We start from the raw sequence: 14,595 nt of genomic DNA on the forward strand, positions 1-14,595 counted from the left end.
CGAGTGTCACTGATCGCTTCTGACCACTTCCGCATCGTTGTCGGCCTCGGCAAGAGCGGCATGTCCCTGGTTCGCTTCCTGGCGAACCGGGGTGTGTCGTTTGCTGTCGCCGATACGCGGGAGCATCCGCCAGAACTCGCGACCTTGCGCCGTGACTACCCGCAGGTCGACGTGCGCTGTGGTGAGCTGGACGTTGAATTCCTGTGCCGCGCCGACGAGCTGTATGTCAGCCCTGGCCTGGCGTTGGCGACCCCGGCGCTGCAGCAAGCGGCCATGCGCGGCGTGAAGTTGTCCGGCGATATCGAGCTGTTTGCCCGCAACGCCAAGGCGCCTATCGTGGCCATCAGCGGATCGAACGCGAAAAGCACGGTCACCACGCTGGTGGGCGAGATGGCTGCGGCAGCGGGCAAGCGTGTCGCGGTCGGCGGCAATCTCGGCACGCCGGCGCTGGACCTGCTCAGCGACGACGTCGAGCTGTATGTGATGGAACTGTCGAGCTTCCAGCTGGAAACCACCGATCAACTCGGCGCCGAAGTGGCGACCGTGCTGAACATTAGCGAAGACCACATGGATCGCTACGCCGGGCTGCCGGCTTATCACTTGGCCAAGCACCGGATTTTCCGTGGCGCGCGGCAGGTGGTGGTCAATCGTCAGGACGCGCTGACCCGCCCGTTGATCGGCGAAGGCGTGCCGTGCTGGACCTTTGGTTTGAACCAGCCCGACAGAAACGGTTTCGGCTTGCGCGAAGAGAACGGCGAGAAGTATCTGGCCTTCCAGTTCGACAACCTGATGCCGGTCCGCGAGCTGAAAATCCGTGGCGGCCACAATCAGGCCAACGCCCTGGCCGCACTGGCGCTGGGTCATGCGGTGGGTCTGCCGTTTGACGCCATGCTTGCCAGCCTCAAGACATTTGCCGGTCTGGTTCATCGCTGCCAGTGGCTGCGTGAGCTCAACGGCGTGAATTACTACGACGACTCCAAAGCGACCAACGTCGGTGCTGCACTGGCAGCGATCGAAGGCTTGGGCGCCGACATCGACGGCAAGCTGGTGCTGATTGCCGGCGGCGACGGCAAGGGCGCGGATTTCACTCCGTTGAAAGCCCCGGTTGCCGCCCATTGCCGCGCCGTTGTCCTGCTGGGCCGCGATGCGGATTTGCTCGCCGCGACCTTCGGCGAATCGGTGCCTCTGGTACGCGTCACTACATTGGAAGAAGCCGTGCAACGTGCTGCTGATATCGCGCAGGAAGGGGACGCCGTATTGCTGTCGCCTGCTTGCGCAAGCCTGGACATGTTCAAGAATTTCGAAGAGCGCGGACAACTGTTCGCCCGGGCCGTGGGGGACTTGTCATGATTTTTGGCGTGATCAAGCCGTACCCGTCGCCGATCATCAGCGGCCGTGGCGTTGACGTCGATTTCCCGATGCTCGCCGGTTGCCTCGCGTTGCTGGGCCTGGGCCTGGTGATGATCACTTCCGCGTCGTCGGAAGTGGCCGCCGTTCAGTCGGGCAACGCGCTGTACATGATGACCCGTCACCTGATCTATCTGGTGCTCGGCCTCGTCGCTTGCGTCGCGACCATGATGGTCCCCGTCGCCACTTGGCAGCGTCTCGGCTGGCTGATGCTGATCGGTGCATTCGGCCTGCTGATCGCGGTGATCGTGCCCGGCATCGGGCGTGAGGTGAACGGTTCGATGCGTTGGATCGGCTTCGGCATGTTCAACGTGCAGCCGTCGGAAATCGCCAAGGTATTCGTGGTGATTTTCCTGGCCGGTTACCTGATTCGTCGCCAGCAGGAAGTGCGTGAGAGCTGGATGGGCTTCTTCAAGCCGTTCATCGTCTTGCTGCCGATGGCTGGCCTGCTGCTGATGGAGCCGGACTTTGGCGCCACGGTCGTGATGATGGGCGCGGCGGCAGCGATGCTGTTCCTCGGCGGCGTTGGCCTGTTCCGTTTCAGTTTGATGGTGGCCCTGGCGGTTGCCGCAGTGTTCGTTCTGGTTCAGGCCCAGCCGTACCGGATGGCGCGTCTGATTACCTTCACCGACCCGTGGTCCGATCAATTCGGTTCCGGCTACCAGCTGACCCAGGCGTTGATCGCCTTCGGTCGCGGCGAATGGTTCGGCGTCGGCCTTGGCAACAGTGTTCAGAAGCAGTTCTACCTGCCGGAAGCCCACACCGACTTCGTGTTCTCGGTACTGGCCGAAGAGCTGGGCGTCGTGGGTTCACTGGCTACGGTCGGGCTGTTCGTGTTCGTCAGTATCCGCGCCATGTACATCGGCATGTGGGCCGAGCGCGCCAAGCAGTTCTTCGCCGCGTACACCGCCTACGGCCTGGCCTTCCTGTGGATTGGTCAGTTCCTGATCAACATCGGCGTGAACGTCGGTTTGCTGCCGACCAAGGGTCTGACCCTGCCATTCCTCAGCTACGGCGGCAGTTCGTTGATCATCTGCTGCGCGAGTCTGGGGCTGTTGCTGCGCATCGAATGGGAATCGCGCAACAACATGGGCAGTGAAGAAGCCGAGTTCCAGGAGAGCGACTTTGCCGAGGAGCCGACCCATGGCCGCCGGTAACGTGTTGATCATGGCAGGCGGCACCGGCGGACACGTTTTCCCGGCGCTGGCGTGCGCCCGTGAGTTCCAGGCCCGCGGTTACACCGTGCATTGGCTGGGAACGCCGCGCGGCATCGAGAACGAGCTGGTGCCCGCAGCAGGCTTGAAGCTGCACCTGATCAACGTCACGGGTTTGCGTGGCAAGGGTCGGCTGTCGCTGCTGAAGGCGCCGTTCATGTTGATCAAAGCGTTGTTGCAGGCGCGCAAGGTGGTGGGTGAGTTGAAGCCGGTCTGCGTCGTCGGCTTCGGTGGCTACGTGACAGGCCCAGGCGGTCTGGCGGCGAAGCTGGCTGGCGTGCCGCTGATCATTCATGAGCAGAACGCGGTGGCGGGCACGGCCAATCGCAGCCTGGCGTCCTTCGCCGCGCGGGTCTGTGAAGCGTTCCCGCAGACCTTCGCCGCATCGGCCAAGCGCCGTACCACCGGTAACCCGGTGCGCGCCGAGCTGTTTTTCGAGACGCCGCGCCAGACGCTGATCGGTCGCCGGCCTCGTTTGCTGGTGCTGGGCGGAAGCCTGGGCGCCGAGCCGCTGAACAAATTGCTGCCGGAAGCTCTGGCGCAAGTGCCTGCCGACATCCGCCCTGAAGTGTTTCATCAGGCCGGCAAGCATCACGATGAAGTGACCGCCGAGCGTTACCGCGCCGCCGGTGTCGAGGCGCAGGTCGCCCCGTTCATCAAAGACATGGCCCAAGCCTATGGCTGGGCGGATCTGGTGGTCTGTCGCGCAGGTGCGTTGACCGTCAGTGAACTGGCTGCTGCCGGACTGCCGTCATTGCTGGTGCCTTTGCCCCACGCGATCGACGATCACCAGTCGCGCAATGCCGAATATCTGGCTCGCGAGGGCGCTGCCTTCGTCATGCCGCAAGCGACAACTGGCGCCGCCGAGATGGCCGCTCGCCTGAAAGAGGTTTTGATGCAACCCGAACAATTGAACCGCATGGCCGTCACGGCTCGCCAACTGGCCAAGCCTGACGCCACCAACACCGTCGTCGATATCTGCCTGGAGGTGGCCCATGGTTGAGAATCAACGCGCCATGCCCCAGCCGGAAATGCGCCGCATCCGTCGTATCCACTTCGTGGGCATCGGCGGCGTGGGGATGTGCGGTATCGCTGAAGTGTTGCTGAACCTGGGTTACGACGTGTCGGGTTCGGACCTCAAGACCTCGGCAGTGACCGAGCGTCTGGAATCCTTCGGTGCGCAGATTTTCATCGGCCACCGGGCAGAAAACGCTGCACCCGCTGATGTGCTGGTCGTCTCCAGCGCTGTGAACACGTCCAACCCGGAAGTGGCGACCGCCCTTGAGCGTCGTATTCCAGTCGTGCCACGGGCTGAAATGCTGGCCGAGTTGATGCGCTATCGCCACGGCATCGCTGTCGCCGGTACACACGGCAAAACCACGACCACCAGCCTGATCGCTTCGGTATTCGCAGCCGGGGGCCTTGATCCGACGTTCGTCATTGGCGGTCGCCTGAATGCCGCCGGCACCAACGCACAGTTGGGTACGAGCCGTTACCTGATCGCCGAAGCCGACGAGAGCGACGCGAGTTTCCTGCACCTTCAGCCCATGGTGGCTGTGGTCACGAATATCGACGCCGATCACATGGCGACCTACGAAGGTGACTTCAACAAGTTAAAGAAAACCTTCGTTGAGTTCCTGCACAACCTGCCGTTCTACGGGCTGGCAGTGGTGTGCATCGATGATCCGGTGGTGCGCGACATTCTGCCGTCGGTCAAGCGTCCGACCATGACTTATGGTTTCAACGAAGCGGCCGACGTACGCGCGATTAACGTGCGTCAGGAAGGCATGCAAACGTACTTCACCGTGCTGCGTCGCGACCGTGAGCCCCTTGATGTGTCGGTGAACATGCCGGGCAATCACAACGTGCTCAATTCGCTGGCGACCATTGCTATCGCCACCGACGAAGGCATTACCGATGAGGCCATCGTGCAGGGGCTTTCGGGCTTCCAGGGCGTGGGTCGACGTTTTCAGGTCTACGGTGAGCTGCCGGTCGAAGGCGGCAGTGTGATGCTGGTCGACGATTACGGCCACCACCCGACCGAAGTTGCTGCCGTCATCAAAGCTGTGCGCGGCGGCTGGCCCGATCGCCGTCTGGTCATGGTTTACCAACCGCACCGGTACAGCCGCACCCGCGATCTGTACGACGATTTCGTGCAGGTCCTCAACGACGCCAACGTGCTGCTGCTGATGGAAGTCTATCCCGCCGGCGAAGAACCGATCCCGGGCGCCGACAGCCGTCAGATGGCCCACAGTATTCGCCAGCGCGGTCAGCTTGATCCGATCTACATCGAGCGTGGTGTCGAACTGGCTCCGCTGGTCAAACCGCTGCTGCGCGCCGGCGACATTCTGCTGTGCCAGGGCGCTGGCGACATCGCCGGGCTCGCACCGCAATTGCTGAAAAGCCCGCTGTTTACCGGCGCCATCGTGGCCTCAACCGAAGGTAAGCTGAAATGACAGCCGCCCTGCAGTCTGCCCTGTTCTCGACGCTGGAGCCGAAACGCTTCGGCCGCGTCGCCGTGCTGTTCGGCGGCAAGAGCGAGGAGCGGGAGGTTTCCCTGAAATCCGGCAATGCGGTGCTTGAAGCCCTGCAAAGCGCAGGCGTCGACGCGTTCGGTATCGACGTGGGCGAGGATTTCCTGCAACGGCTGGTCAGCGAAAAGATCGACCGCGCGTTCATCGTGCTGCACGGTCGCGGTGGCGAAGACGGCACCATGCAGGGTCTGCTGGAGTGCCTGGAAATCCCCTACACCGGCAGCGGCGTACTCGCGTCCGCGCTGGCGATGGACAAGCTGCGCACCAAGCAGGTCTGGCAGAGTCTCGGGTTGCCGACGCCCCGCCATGCCGTGCTGAGCAGCGAGGCAGATTGTATTTCTGCAGCAACGGAACTGGGCTTTCCTTTGATCGTCAAACCCGCCCATGAAGGTTCCAGTATCGGTATGGCCAAGGTGACCGGCGTCGACGAATTGATCGCCGCCTGGAACGCCGCCCGTACCTACGATTCGCAAGTGTTGGTCGAGCAATGGATTGAAGGTCCGGAGTTCACCATCGCTTCTCTGCGTGGGCAGGTATTGCCTCCCATCGGTCTGGGTACTCCCCACAGTTTTTACGATTACGACGCCAAATACCTGGCTTCCGATACCCAGTACCGGATGCCTTGCGGCCTCGATGCAGCCAAAGAAGATGAACTCAAGGCACTCACGGCGCGGGCGTGTGAAGCGGTCGGCATTGCCGGCTGGGCGCGCACCGACGTCATGCAGGACGCCGATGGCAAATTCTGGCTGCTGGAAGTGAACACCGTTCCCGGCATGACCGACCACAGCCTTGTGCCCATGGCTGCGCGCGCGGCCGGGCTCGATTTCCAACAGTTGGTGTTAGCGATTCTGGCCGACAGCGTCCAGGTGCGAGGGTAAATCATGCACGGCGCAACGGTTCGTCATCAGCAATCCGCTACCGGCCGCAACAAGCCGGTGCCGCGGGGTGCCAGCCGCATGGTGGCCAAGGAGCCCATGTCGTCGCGCATGTCGCGACCGAACTTCGGTTTCCTGCGCAGCCTGATGTGGCCGGTGCTCTTGGTGGTATTCGGTTTTGGTACGTACGAAGCCGCCCAGCGTCTGCTGCCTTACGCCGACCGGCCGATCTCGCGAATCAACGTGCAGGGCGACTTGAGCTACATCAGTCAGCAAGCCGTGCAGCAGCGGATCGCGCCGTTCGTGGCGACCAGCTTCTTCAACATCGATTTGGCCGGCATGCGCACCGAGCTTGAGCAAATGCCGTGGATCGCCCACGCCGAGGTCCGCCGCGTCTGGCCGGATCAGGTGGTGATCCGTCTGGAAGAACAATTACCGGTTGCGCGCTGGGGCGATCAATCCCTGCTGAACAACCAGGGCCAGGCATTCACCCCGCGTGAACTGGCCAATTACGAACACCTTCCGCAGTTGTTCGGGCCACAGCGGGCTCAACAGCAGGTGATGCAGCAGTACCAGGTACTGAGCCAGATGTTGCGCCCGCTGGGGTTCTCCATCGCTCGCCTGGAACTGCGTGAGCGAGGCAGCTGGTTTCTGACCACCGGCGCAGGCAGTGCAGGCCCAGGCCTGGAGCTGCTGCTGGGACGAGGCAATCTGCTTGAGAAGATGCGCCGCTTTATCGCCATCTACGACAAGACACTGAAAGACCAGATCACGAACATTGCGCGAGTCGACCTTCGTTACAACAACGGCCTGGCCGTTGGTTGGCGCGAACAGGCAGCAGCGCCAACGACGGACAAACCCGCCGTCGCGAAGAATTGATAAGAGGCAGGACCCATGGCAAACGTGCAAAGCGGCAAAATGATCGTCGGATTGGATATCGGCACCTCCAAAGTGGTGGCGCTGGTAGGCGAAGTCGCGGCTGATGGCACGCTGGAAATCGTCGGTATTGGCACTCACCCGTCCCGCGGCCTGAAGAAGGGCGTGGTGGTGAATATCGAGTCCACCGTGCAATCGATCCAGCGCGCAGTAGAAGAAGCGCAGCTGATGGCCGGTTGCCGGATTCACTCGGCGTTCGTCGGCGTTGCGGGCAATCACATCCGCAGCCTGAACTCCCATGGCATCGTGGCAATTCGCGACCGCGAAGTCAGCTCGGCCGACCTTGAACGCGTGCTCGACGCTGCCCAGGCCGTGGCGATCCCGGCTGACCAGCGCGTGCTGCACACGCTGCCGCAGGACTACGTCATCGATAACCAGGAAGGCGTTCGCGAGCCACTGGGCATGTCGGGCGTGCGTCTTGAAGCCAAGGTTCACGTGGTGACCTGCGCGGTGAATGCTGCGCAGAACATCGAAAAATGCGTGCGCCGCTGTGGCCTTGAAGTCGACGACATCATCCTCGAGCAACTGGCCTCGGCCTACTCGGTGCTGACCGACGACGAGAAAGAGCTGGGCGTGTGCCTGGTGGACATCGGCGGCGGCACCACCGATATCGCGATCTTCACCGAAGGCGCGATCCGTCACACCGCCGTTATCCCGATTGCCGGCGACCAGGTCACCAACGACATCGCCATGGCGCTGCGTACACCGACCCAGTACGCCGAAGAGATCAAGATCCGTTACGCCTGCGCCCTGGCCAAACTGGCCGGCGCCGGTGAAACCATCAAAGTGCCAAGCGTCGGCGACCGTCCGCCCCGTGAACTGTCCCGTCAGGCCCTCGCCGAAGTGGTCGAGCCACGCTATGACGAGCTGTTCACCCTGATTCAGGCCGAACTGCGTCGCAGCGGCTACGAAGACTTGATCCCGGCCGGCATCGTGCTGACCGGTGGTACCTCGAAAATGGAAGGCGCGGTCGAACTGGCCGAAGAGATCTTCCACATGCCGGTCCGCCTCGGCGTGCCGCACAGCGTCAAAGGGCTCGCGGACGTTGTTCGCAACCCGATTTACTCCACCGGCGTCGGCCTGTTGCTGTACGGACTGCAAAAGCAGTCTGACGGCATCTCGCTGTCCGGCCTTTCCGGCTCCGGTAGCAGTTATAGCGATGAACCGAAGGCCCCAGTGTTAGAGCGTCTGAAACGCTGGGTTCAGGGGAATTTCTAAGATTCAAAAAGTGGTAGGCAGGCAACAGGCGACATAAAACTAGAGAACTGAAGGAGAGGGAACATGTTCGAGCTCGTAGACAACATCCCACAAAGCCCGGTAATTAAAGTTATCGGCGTTGGTGGTGGCGGCGGCAACGCAGTCAATCACATGGTCAAGAGCAACATCGAAGGCGTCGAGTTCATCTGCGCCAACACCGATGCTCAGGCCCTGAAAAACATTGGCGCACGTACCATTCTGCAATTGGGTACCGGCGTGACCAAAGGCCTGGGCGCAGGTGCGAATCCTGAAGTCGGCCGTCAGGCTGCACTGGAAGACCGCGAGCGCATCGCTGAAGTGCTGCAAGGCACCAACATGGTCTTCATCACCACTGGCATGGGCGGCGGTACCGGTACCGGTGCTGCGCCGATCATTGCTGAAGTGGCCAAGGAAATGGGCATTCTTACTGTCGCGGTCGTCACTCGTCCGTTCCCGTTCGAAGGCCGCAAGCGCATGCAGATCGCCGACGAAGGCATCCGCGCGCTGTCCGAAAGCGTCGACTCGTTGATCACTATTCCCAACGAGAAGCTGCTGACCATCCTCGGTAAAGACGCCAGCCTGCTGTCGGCTTTCGCCAAGGCTGACGATGTACTGGCCGGTGCCGTTCGCGGTATCTCCGACATCATCAAGCGTCCGGGCATGATCAACGTCGACTTCGCCGACGTCCGCACCGTGATGTCCGAAATGGGCATGGCGATGATGGGCACTGGCTGCGCCAGCGGTCCGAACCGTGCGCGTGAAGCCACCGAAGCGGCGATCCGCAACCCGTTGCTGGAAGACGTGAACCTGCAAGGCGCTCGCGGCATTCTGGTCAACATCACCGCCGGTCCTGACCTGTCTCTGGGTGAGTACTCCGACGTGGGTAGCATCATCGAAGCGTTCGCCTCCGAGCACGCCATGGTCAAGGTCGGTACCGTTATCGATCCGGACATGCGCGACGAGCTGCACGTGACTGTGGTTGCCACTGGCCTGGGTGCAAAAATCGAGAAGCCTGTGAAGGTCATCGACAACACCATGCAGACCGCTCAAGCCGCACCTGCGCAGCAACACGCCGCACGCCAGGAGCTGCCTTCGGTCAACTACCGCGATCTGGACCGTCCAACCGTGATGCGCAATCAGGCACACGCGGGCGCAACAGCCGCCGCGAAGATGAACCCGCAAGACGATCTGGATTACCTGGATATTCCAGCGTTCCTGCGTCGTCAGGCTGATTAATGGGTTCTATCAGGGGTATAAGGGTGATTGGTGTTCAGCAAAGGCGGGGTCTGCTATCATCGCCAGCCTTTGTTGATACTAATTCGCGATACGCGCTGAAGCGGCCAATGCCATGATTAAACAACGCACCCTGAAAAATATTATCCGTGCCACAGGTATCGGCCTGCACTCGGGGGAGAAGGTTTACCTGACCCTCAAACCAGCACCTGTGAACGCTGGCATTGTGTTTTTCCGTACCGACCTTGAGCCGGTGGTCCAGATCAACGCTCACGCGTTGAATGTGGGTGACACCACGCTTTCCACGACGCTGTTCAATGGCGACGTGAAGGTCGATACGGTCGAGCACTTGCTGTCGGCCATGGCCGGTCTTGGCATCGATAACGCCTACGTTGAACTTTCTGCCTCCGAAGTTCCAATCATGGATGGCAGCGCAGGTCCCTTCGTATTCCTGATTCAATCGGCTGGCCTGGAAGAGCAGGACGCACCGAAGAAATTCATCCGCATACTTAAAGAAGTGTGCGTAGAAGAAGACGGCAAGTCCGCCAAGTTCTTACCGTTTGAAGGGTTCAAGGTAGGGTTCGAGATCGACTTCGATCACCCTTATCTGAAGAACCGTACGCAAACGGCTTGTGTGGATTTTTCCAGCACTTCGTTCGTTAAAGAAGTGAGCCGTGCGCGGACATTCGGTTTCATGAAAGACATCGAATACCTGCGTAAGCACAACCTGGCTCTGGGCGGCAGCGTTGAAAACGCGATCGTCGTGGACAAGGACGGCGTGTTGAACGAGGACGGTCTTCGTTATGAAGACGAGTTCGTGAAGCACAAGATTCTGGATGCCATCGGTGACCTGTATCTGTTGGGCAACAGTCTGATCGGCGAGTATCAGGGCTTCAAGTCGGGACACGGTCTGAACAATCGTTTGCTTCGTGCGTTGATCGCTCAGGAAGACGCTTGGGAAGTTGTGACCTTCGAAGATGCCAGCACCGCACCGATCTCTTACATGCGCCCCGTTGCGGCGGTGTAAACAGTCTCTTCTTCCTAGTTTTGTTGTTTTCAGGCCACCTTCGGGTGGCCTTTTTTGTGGCTGGTCTATTAGAGAGCGTACATATCCGTTTTTTGTGTTTGCTGAAATTATGGTTCCGCCCTTACGGCGGGTCACTTTTTCCACCGACAGCCGAAAAAGTAACCAAAAAGGCCGTGCTCCTGGTTGGGTTCCTCCTTCGTCGGAATACCTTCACTCCGGTCCCGCTCCGTGGGCCCGCGCCGAACGGGCATCCATGCCCTGACGGCGCTCTCGCCGCATCCATGCGGCTCGGCCCACTGCGCGAGACCTGCGTTCAGCCTGCACCCAAGTCGCGTTCTGCGGTGTCTGGACTTCTTGTGTATGAAGATCAAAAGCAGATCGAAGGCTTCCCGGCTGAAGCCGGTCCTACAGTGGAGTCGGCCCTACTGACCGCACGCGGTGTTCATGTAGGACCGGCTTTAGCCGGGAAGGGGCCAGTGCGAGCGCCGGCATTCTCCGAGTTTACGATTCCCCAGCCTCTTTCGGGGTCGCATGCGCTGCCAGCCGCTCCAGGGCAGCACGCAGTTTCGGGTCGGTGATGCCTTCGGCCGTTGCGGAGATGGTTTCGGCCGCTGCAATCGACAGATCGCGTGTATGCCCCATCTCGGTCCGGTGGGTTCTCGCGGGCTGTACCTTCAGTTGCAGCCTGGTGAGGTTGGCGAATTCCTTGAACGCTACCAGTTGCCGTTGCAAGCGCTTCTGTTGATAGCGCAGTCGGGTGGCCCAGTGGCCGTCGGTGACGATGAGCAGCAGGGTGCCTTCGCGCCAGGAGGCCACGTGGCAGTGCTCGCGCGCGGCGGGTTGCAGCTGGCTTTCCAGCAGGCGCTGCAAATGCGCGAGGCGTTGGGCGTGATTGAAGATGGCTTTGAGCGGCCGGGCTTCGCGCAGAAGAACAGCCGGTGCGCGAGCCGGTAGGGGACGAAATGCCATGATGAGGTGCCTTGTGTTGCCAGGGCGTGATCTTAGCAGAATCGGTTGAAGCACCTTTACGTCGGGCGTTCAGGGTGCAAATGCGCCGCACGATCATGAAAAAACATTAATAAAACTTCTCACCCGCATGGGTTGAAGTCACGGGAAATGACCCTATTGTACTTCTGCCCCGTAACATTGCTGTGCCAGCATCGTGGAATAACGCCACTTTCCTCACCACCATTTCCGGGTAGAATGCTCGTTCGCATGCGGCCATGAGGGCTGCTCGGGCGACTCACGGGGCCGCCCTCCATCCCTATGTGTGGAAGATCCTTTCGATATGTTTGCACCTTTGTTAAAAAAACTTTTCGGAAGCAAGAACGAGCGCGAAGTGAAGCGCATGCTCAAGACGGTCCAGGTCGTCAACAGCTTCGAAGAGCAAATGCTCGCCCTCTCGGACGAACAGCTGCGCGCCAAGACCGACGAGTTGAAGGCCCGCATAGCCAAAGGTGAGACCCTCGACCAGCTCTTGCCCGAAGCCTTCGCGGTCTGCCGCGAGGCGGGTAAACGCATCATGGGCATGCGTCACTTCGACGTACAGCTGATCGGCGGCATGACACTGCACGAAGGCATGATCGCCGAGATGCGTACCGGTGAGGGCAAGACCCTCGTCGCGACCCTCGCGGTCTACCTCAACGCACTGTCCGGCAAAGGCGTGCACGTGGTCACGGTGAACGACTACCTGGCCCGTCGTGACGCCAACTGGATGCGCCCACTGTATGAATTCCTCGGTCTGACCGTAGGCGTGGTAACACCTTTCCAGCCGCCGGAAGAGAAGCGCGCCGCCTACGCCTCCGACATCACCTACGGCACCAACAACGAATTCGGTTTCGATTACCTGCGCGACAACATGGCGTTCAGCCTGGAAGACAAATTCCAGCGTGAACTGAATTTCGCCGTGATCGACGAAGTCGACTCGATCCTTATCGATGAAGCCCGTACACCGCTGATCATCTCCGGTCAGGCCGAAGACAGCTCCAAGCTCTACACCGAAATCAACAAGCTGATCCCCAAGCTCGAGCAGCACATCGAGGAAGTGGAAGGCCAGGTCACCCAGCAGGGCCACTTCTCCATCGACGAGAAGTCCCGTCAGGTCGAGCTGAACGAGTCCGGTCACCAGTTCATCGAAGAGATGCTCACGGAAGTCGGCTTGCTGGCTGAAGGCGAGAGCCTCTATTCCGCGCACAACCTCGGTCTGCTGACCCACGTTTATGCCGGTCTGCGTGCCCACAAGCTGTTCCATCGCAACGTCGAGTACATCGTTCAGGACGGCCAGATTCTTCTGGTCGACGAACACACCGGCCGTACCATGCCGGGTCGTCGTCTGTCCGAAGGCCTGCACCAGGCCATCGAAGCGAAGGAAGGCCTGAATATCCAGGCCGAGAGCCAGACCCTGGCCTCGACCACCTTCCAGAACTACTTCCGTCTCTACAACAAGCTGTCCGGCATGACCGGTACCGCGGACACCGAAGCGTTCGAATTCCACCAGATCTACGCCCTGGCCGTGATGGTCATTCCGCCGAACAAGCCGTTGGCGCGTAAAGATTTCAACGACCTCGTGTACCTGACCGCCGAAGAGAAATACGCGGCGATCATCACCGACATCAAGGCCTGTCTGGCCGAGCAACGCCCGGTGCTGGTGGGTACGGCGACGATCGAAACCTCCGAGCACATGTCCCGCCTGCTGGTGCAGGAAGGCATCGAGCACAAGGTTCTGAACGCCAAGTTCCACGAAAAAGAAGCTGAAATCATTGCCCAGGCCGGTCGTCCGGGCGCGCTGACCATCGCCACCAACATGGCCGGTCGCGGTACCGACATTCTGCTGGGCGGTAACTGGGAAGTTGAAGTGGCCAGCCTGGAAGACCCGACCCCTGAGCAAATCGCGCAGATCAAGGCCGACTGGCAGAAGCGCCATCAGCAGGTGATTGAAGCGGGTGGTCTGCACGTGATCGCTTCGGAGCGTCACGAATCCCGTCGTATCGACAATCAGCTGCGTGGCCGTGCGGGTCGTCAGGGTGACACCGGTTCGAGCCGCTTCTACCTGTCGCTGGAAGACAGCCTGATGCGCATCTTCGCCTCTGACCGGGTGAAGAACTTCATGAAAGCGCTGGGCATGCAGTCCGGCGAAGCGATCGAGCACCGCATGGTGACCAACGCGATCGAGAAAGCGCAGCGCAAGGTCGAAGGCCGCAACTTCGACATCCGTAAGCAGTTGCTCGAGTTCGACGACGTCTCCAACGAACAGCGCAAAGTGATCTACCACATGCGTAACAGCCTGCTGGCTGCGACCAACATTGGTGACACCATTGCCGAGTTCCGTGAAGAAGTCCTCGACGCCACCATCACCGCGCACATCCCGCCGCAGTCGTTGCCCGAGCAGTGGAATGTCGCGGGTCTGGAAGCCGCGCTGAGCAGCGATTTCGGCGTGAAGCTGCCGGTTCAGCAGTGGCTCGACGAAGACGATCACCTCAACGAAGACACCCTGCGTCCGAAGTTGATGGAAGCCATTCTGGCCGCCTACAACGAGAAAGAAGACCAGGCCAGTGCCGAGGCGCTGCGCACGTTCGAGAAGCAGATTCTCCTGCGCGTGCTGGACGACCTGTGGAAAGACCACCTGTCGACCATGGATCACCTGCGTCACGGTATCCACCTGCGCGGTTACGCTCAGAAGAACCCGAAGCAGGAATACAAGCGCGAGTCGTTTGCCCTGTTCCAGGAGCTGCTCGATTCGATCAAGCGCGACGCCATTCGTGTGCTGTCCCACGTTCAGGTTCGCCGCGAAGATCCGGCCGAGGAAGAGGCGCGCCTGCGCCGCGAAGCCGAGGAGCTGGCCCAGCGCATGCAGTTCCAGCACGCCGAAGCACCGGGTCTGGATCAGCCGGACCTGCTCGCCGAAGAGGGTGAGGACGTCGCGGTAGCGGCTGCCGCTGCACTGTCACCGGTTCGCAACGACCAGAAGCTGGGTCGCAACGAATTGTGCTGGTGTGGTTCGGGCAAGAAATTCAAGCACTGCCACGGCCAGATCAGCTGATTCGCCCATCGCGACGAGCTGTAGCTGACCTGTAACATCACGCCGCGACCGGCTTAGCCGTCGCGGCGTTTTTCAATCAATCGAGCCGTGTCGG

11 protein-coding genes are annotated in these 14,595 nt (G+C 60.7%); 10 read left to right on the forward strand and 1 reads right to left on the reverse strand.

Features of this window, described 5'->3' with window-relative positions; all coding sequences use genetic code 11:
* Window positions 1-3 precede the first annotated feature (3 nt).
* The 9 genes from murD to lpxC all read left to right on the forward strand — a co-directional run bounded on the left by murD (window position 4) and on the right by lpxC (window position 10,462).
* On the forward strand, window positions 4-1,350 hold the full coding sequence (murD, locus tag IFT99_RS13190) for a UDP-N-acetylmuramoyl-L-alanine--D-glutamate ligase (protein ID WP_192132753.1): 1,347 nt from the start codon (window positions 4-6) through the stop codon (window positions 1,348-1,350).
* The gene (gene ftsW / locus IFT99_RS13195; protein ID WP_065992148.1) at window positions 1,347-2,564 is read left to right on the forward strand and encodes a putative lipid II flippase FtsW; all 1,218 of its coding nucleotides are present in this window, start codon (window positions 1,347-1,349) and stop codon (window positions 2,562-2,564) included. Before murD ends, ftsW begins: the two co-directional genes overlap by 4 nt.
* Complete coding sequence (gene murG, locus IFT99_RS13200) at window positions 2,551-3,624, forward strand: undecaprenyldiphospho-muramoylpentapeptide beta-N-acetylglucosaminyltransferase (protein WP_065992149.1); 1,074 nt, start codon at window positions 2,551-2,553, stop codon at window positions 3,622-3,624. The genes ftsW and murG overlap by 14 nt, the downstream gene beginning before the upstream one ends.
* Window positions 3,617-5,077: a UDP-N-acetylmuramate--L-alanine ligase gene (gene murC, locus IFT99_RS13205; protein WP_065992150.1), complete on the forward strand. Its 1,461-nt coding sequence runs from the start codon at window positions 3,617-3,619 to the stop codon at window positions 5,075-5,077. The genes murG and murC overlap by 8 nt, the downstream gene beginning before the upstream one ends.
* Window positions 5,074-6,033, forward strand: a complete 960-nt coding sequence (locus IFT99_RS13210) for a D-alanine--D-alanine ligase (protein ID WP_192132755.1) — start codon at window positions 5,074-5,076, stop codon at window positions 6,031-6,033. Before murC ends, IFT99_RS13210 begins: the two co-directional genes overlap by 4 nt.
* Before the next feature lie 3 nt (window positions 6,034-6,036).
* Complete coding sequence (locus IFT99_RS13215) at window positions 6,037-6,909, forward strand: cell division protein FtsQ/DivIB (RefSeq protein ID WP_192132757.1); 873 nt, start codon at window positions 6,037-6,039, stop codon at window positions 6,907-6,909.
* Between the two features lie 15 nt (window positions 6,910-6,924).
* Window positions 6,925-8,184, forward strand: a complete 1,260-nt coding sequence (gene ftsA, locus IFT99_RS13220; protein WP_037014678.1) for a cell division protein FtsA — start codon at window positions 6,925-6,927, stop codon at window positions 8,182-8,184.
* 63 nt (window positions 8,185-8,247) lie between these two features.
* Window positions 8,248-9,438 carry a cell division protein FtsZ gene (gene ftsZ, locus IFT99_RS13225; RefSeq protein WP_074884474.1) on the forward strand — a complete coding sequence of 397 codons (1,191 nt, stop codon included), beginning with the start codon at window positions 8,248-8,250 and terminating at the stop codon, window positions 9,436-9,438.
* A 112-nt stretch (window positions 9,439-9,550) separates the two neighbouring features.
* Window positions 9,551-10,462, forward strand: coding sequence for a UDP-3-O-acyl-N-acetylglucosamine deacetylase (gene lpxC / locus IFT99_RS13230; protein WP_065992158.1), 912 nt, complete (start codon window positions 9,551-9,553; stop codon window positions 10,460-10,462).
* Window positions 10,463-10,963: 501 nt separating this feature from the next.
* Here the strand turns inward: lpxC and IFT99_RS13235 are convergent.
* Complete coding sequence (locus IFT99_RS13235; protein ID WP_192132758.1) at window positions 10,964-11,431, reverse strand: DUF721 domain-containing protein; 468 nt, start codon at window positions 11,429-11,431, stop codon at window positions 10,964-10,966.
* A gap of 319 nt (window positions 11,432-11,750) precedes the next feature.
* Between IFT99_RS13235 and secA the strand changes: the two genes are divergently transcribed.
* Window positions 11,751-14,501 carry a preprotein translocase subunit SecA gene (gene secA / locus IFT99_RS13240; RefSeq protein ID WP_192132759.1) on the forward strand — a complete coding sequence of 917 codons (2,751 nt, stop codon included), beginning with the start codon at window positions 11,751-11,753 and terminating at the stop codon, window positions 14,499-14,501.
* The last annotated feature ends 94 nt before the right edge of the window (window positions 14,502-14,595 follow it).

This window comes from Pseudomonas sp. CFBP 8772 (assembly GCF_014841665.1).
Classification (GTDB): Bacteria; Pseudomonadota; Gammaproteobacteria; order Pseudomonadales; family Pseudomonadaceae; genus Aquipseudomonas; species Aquipseudomonas graminis_B.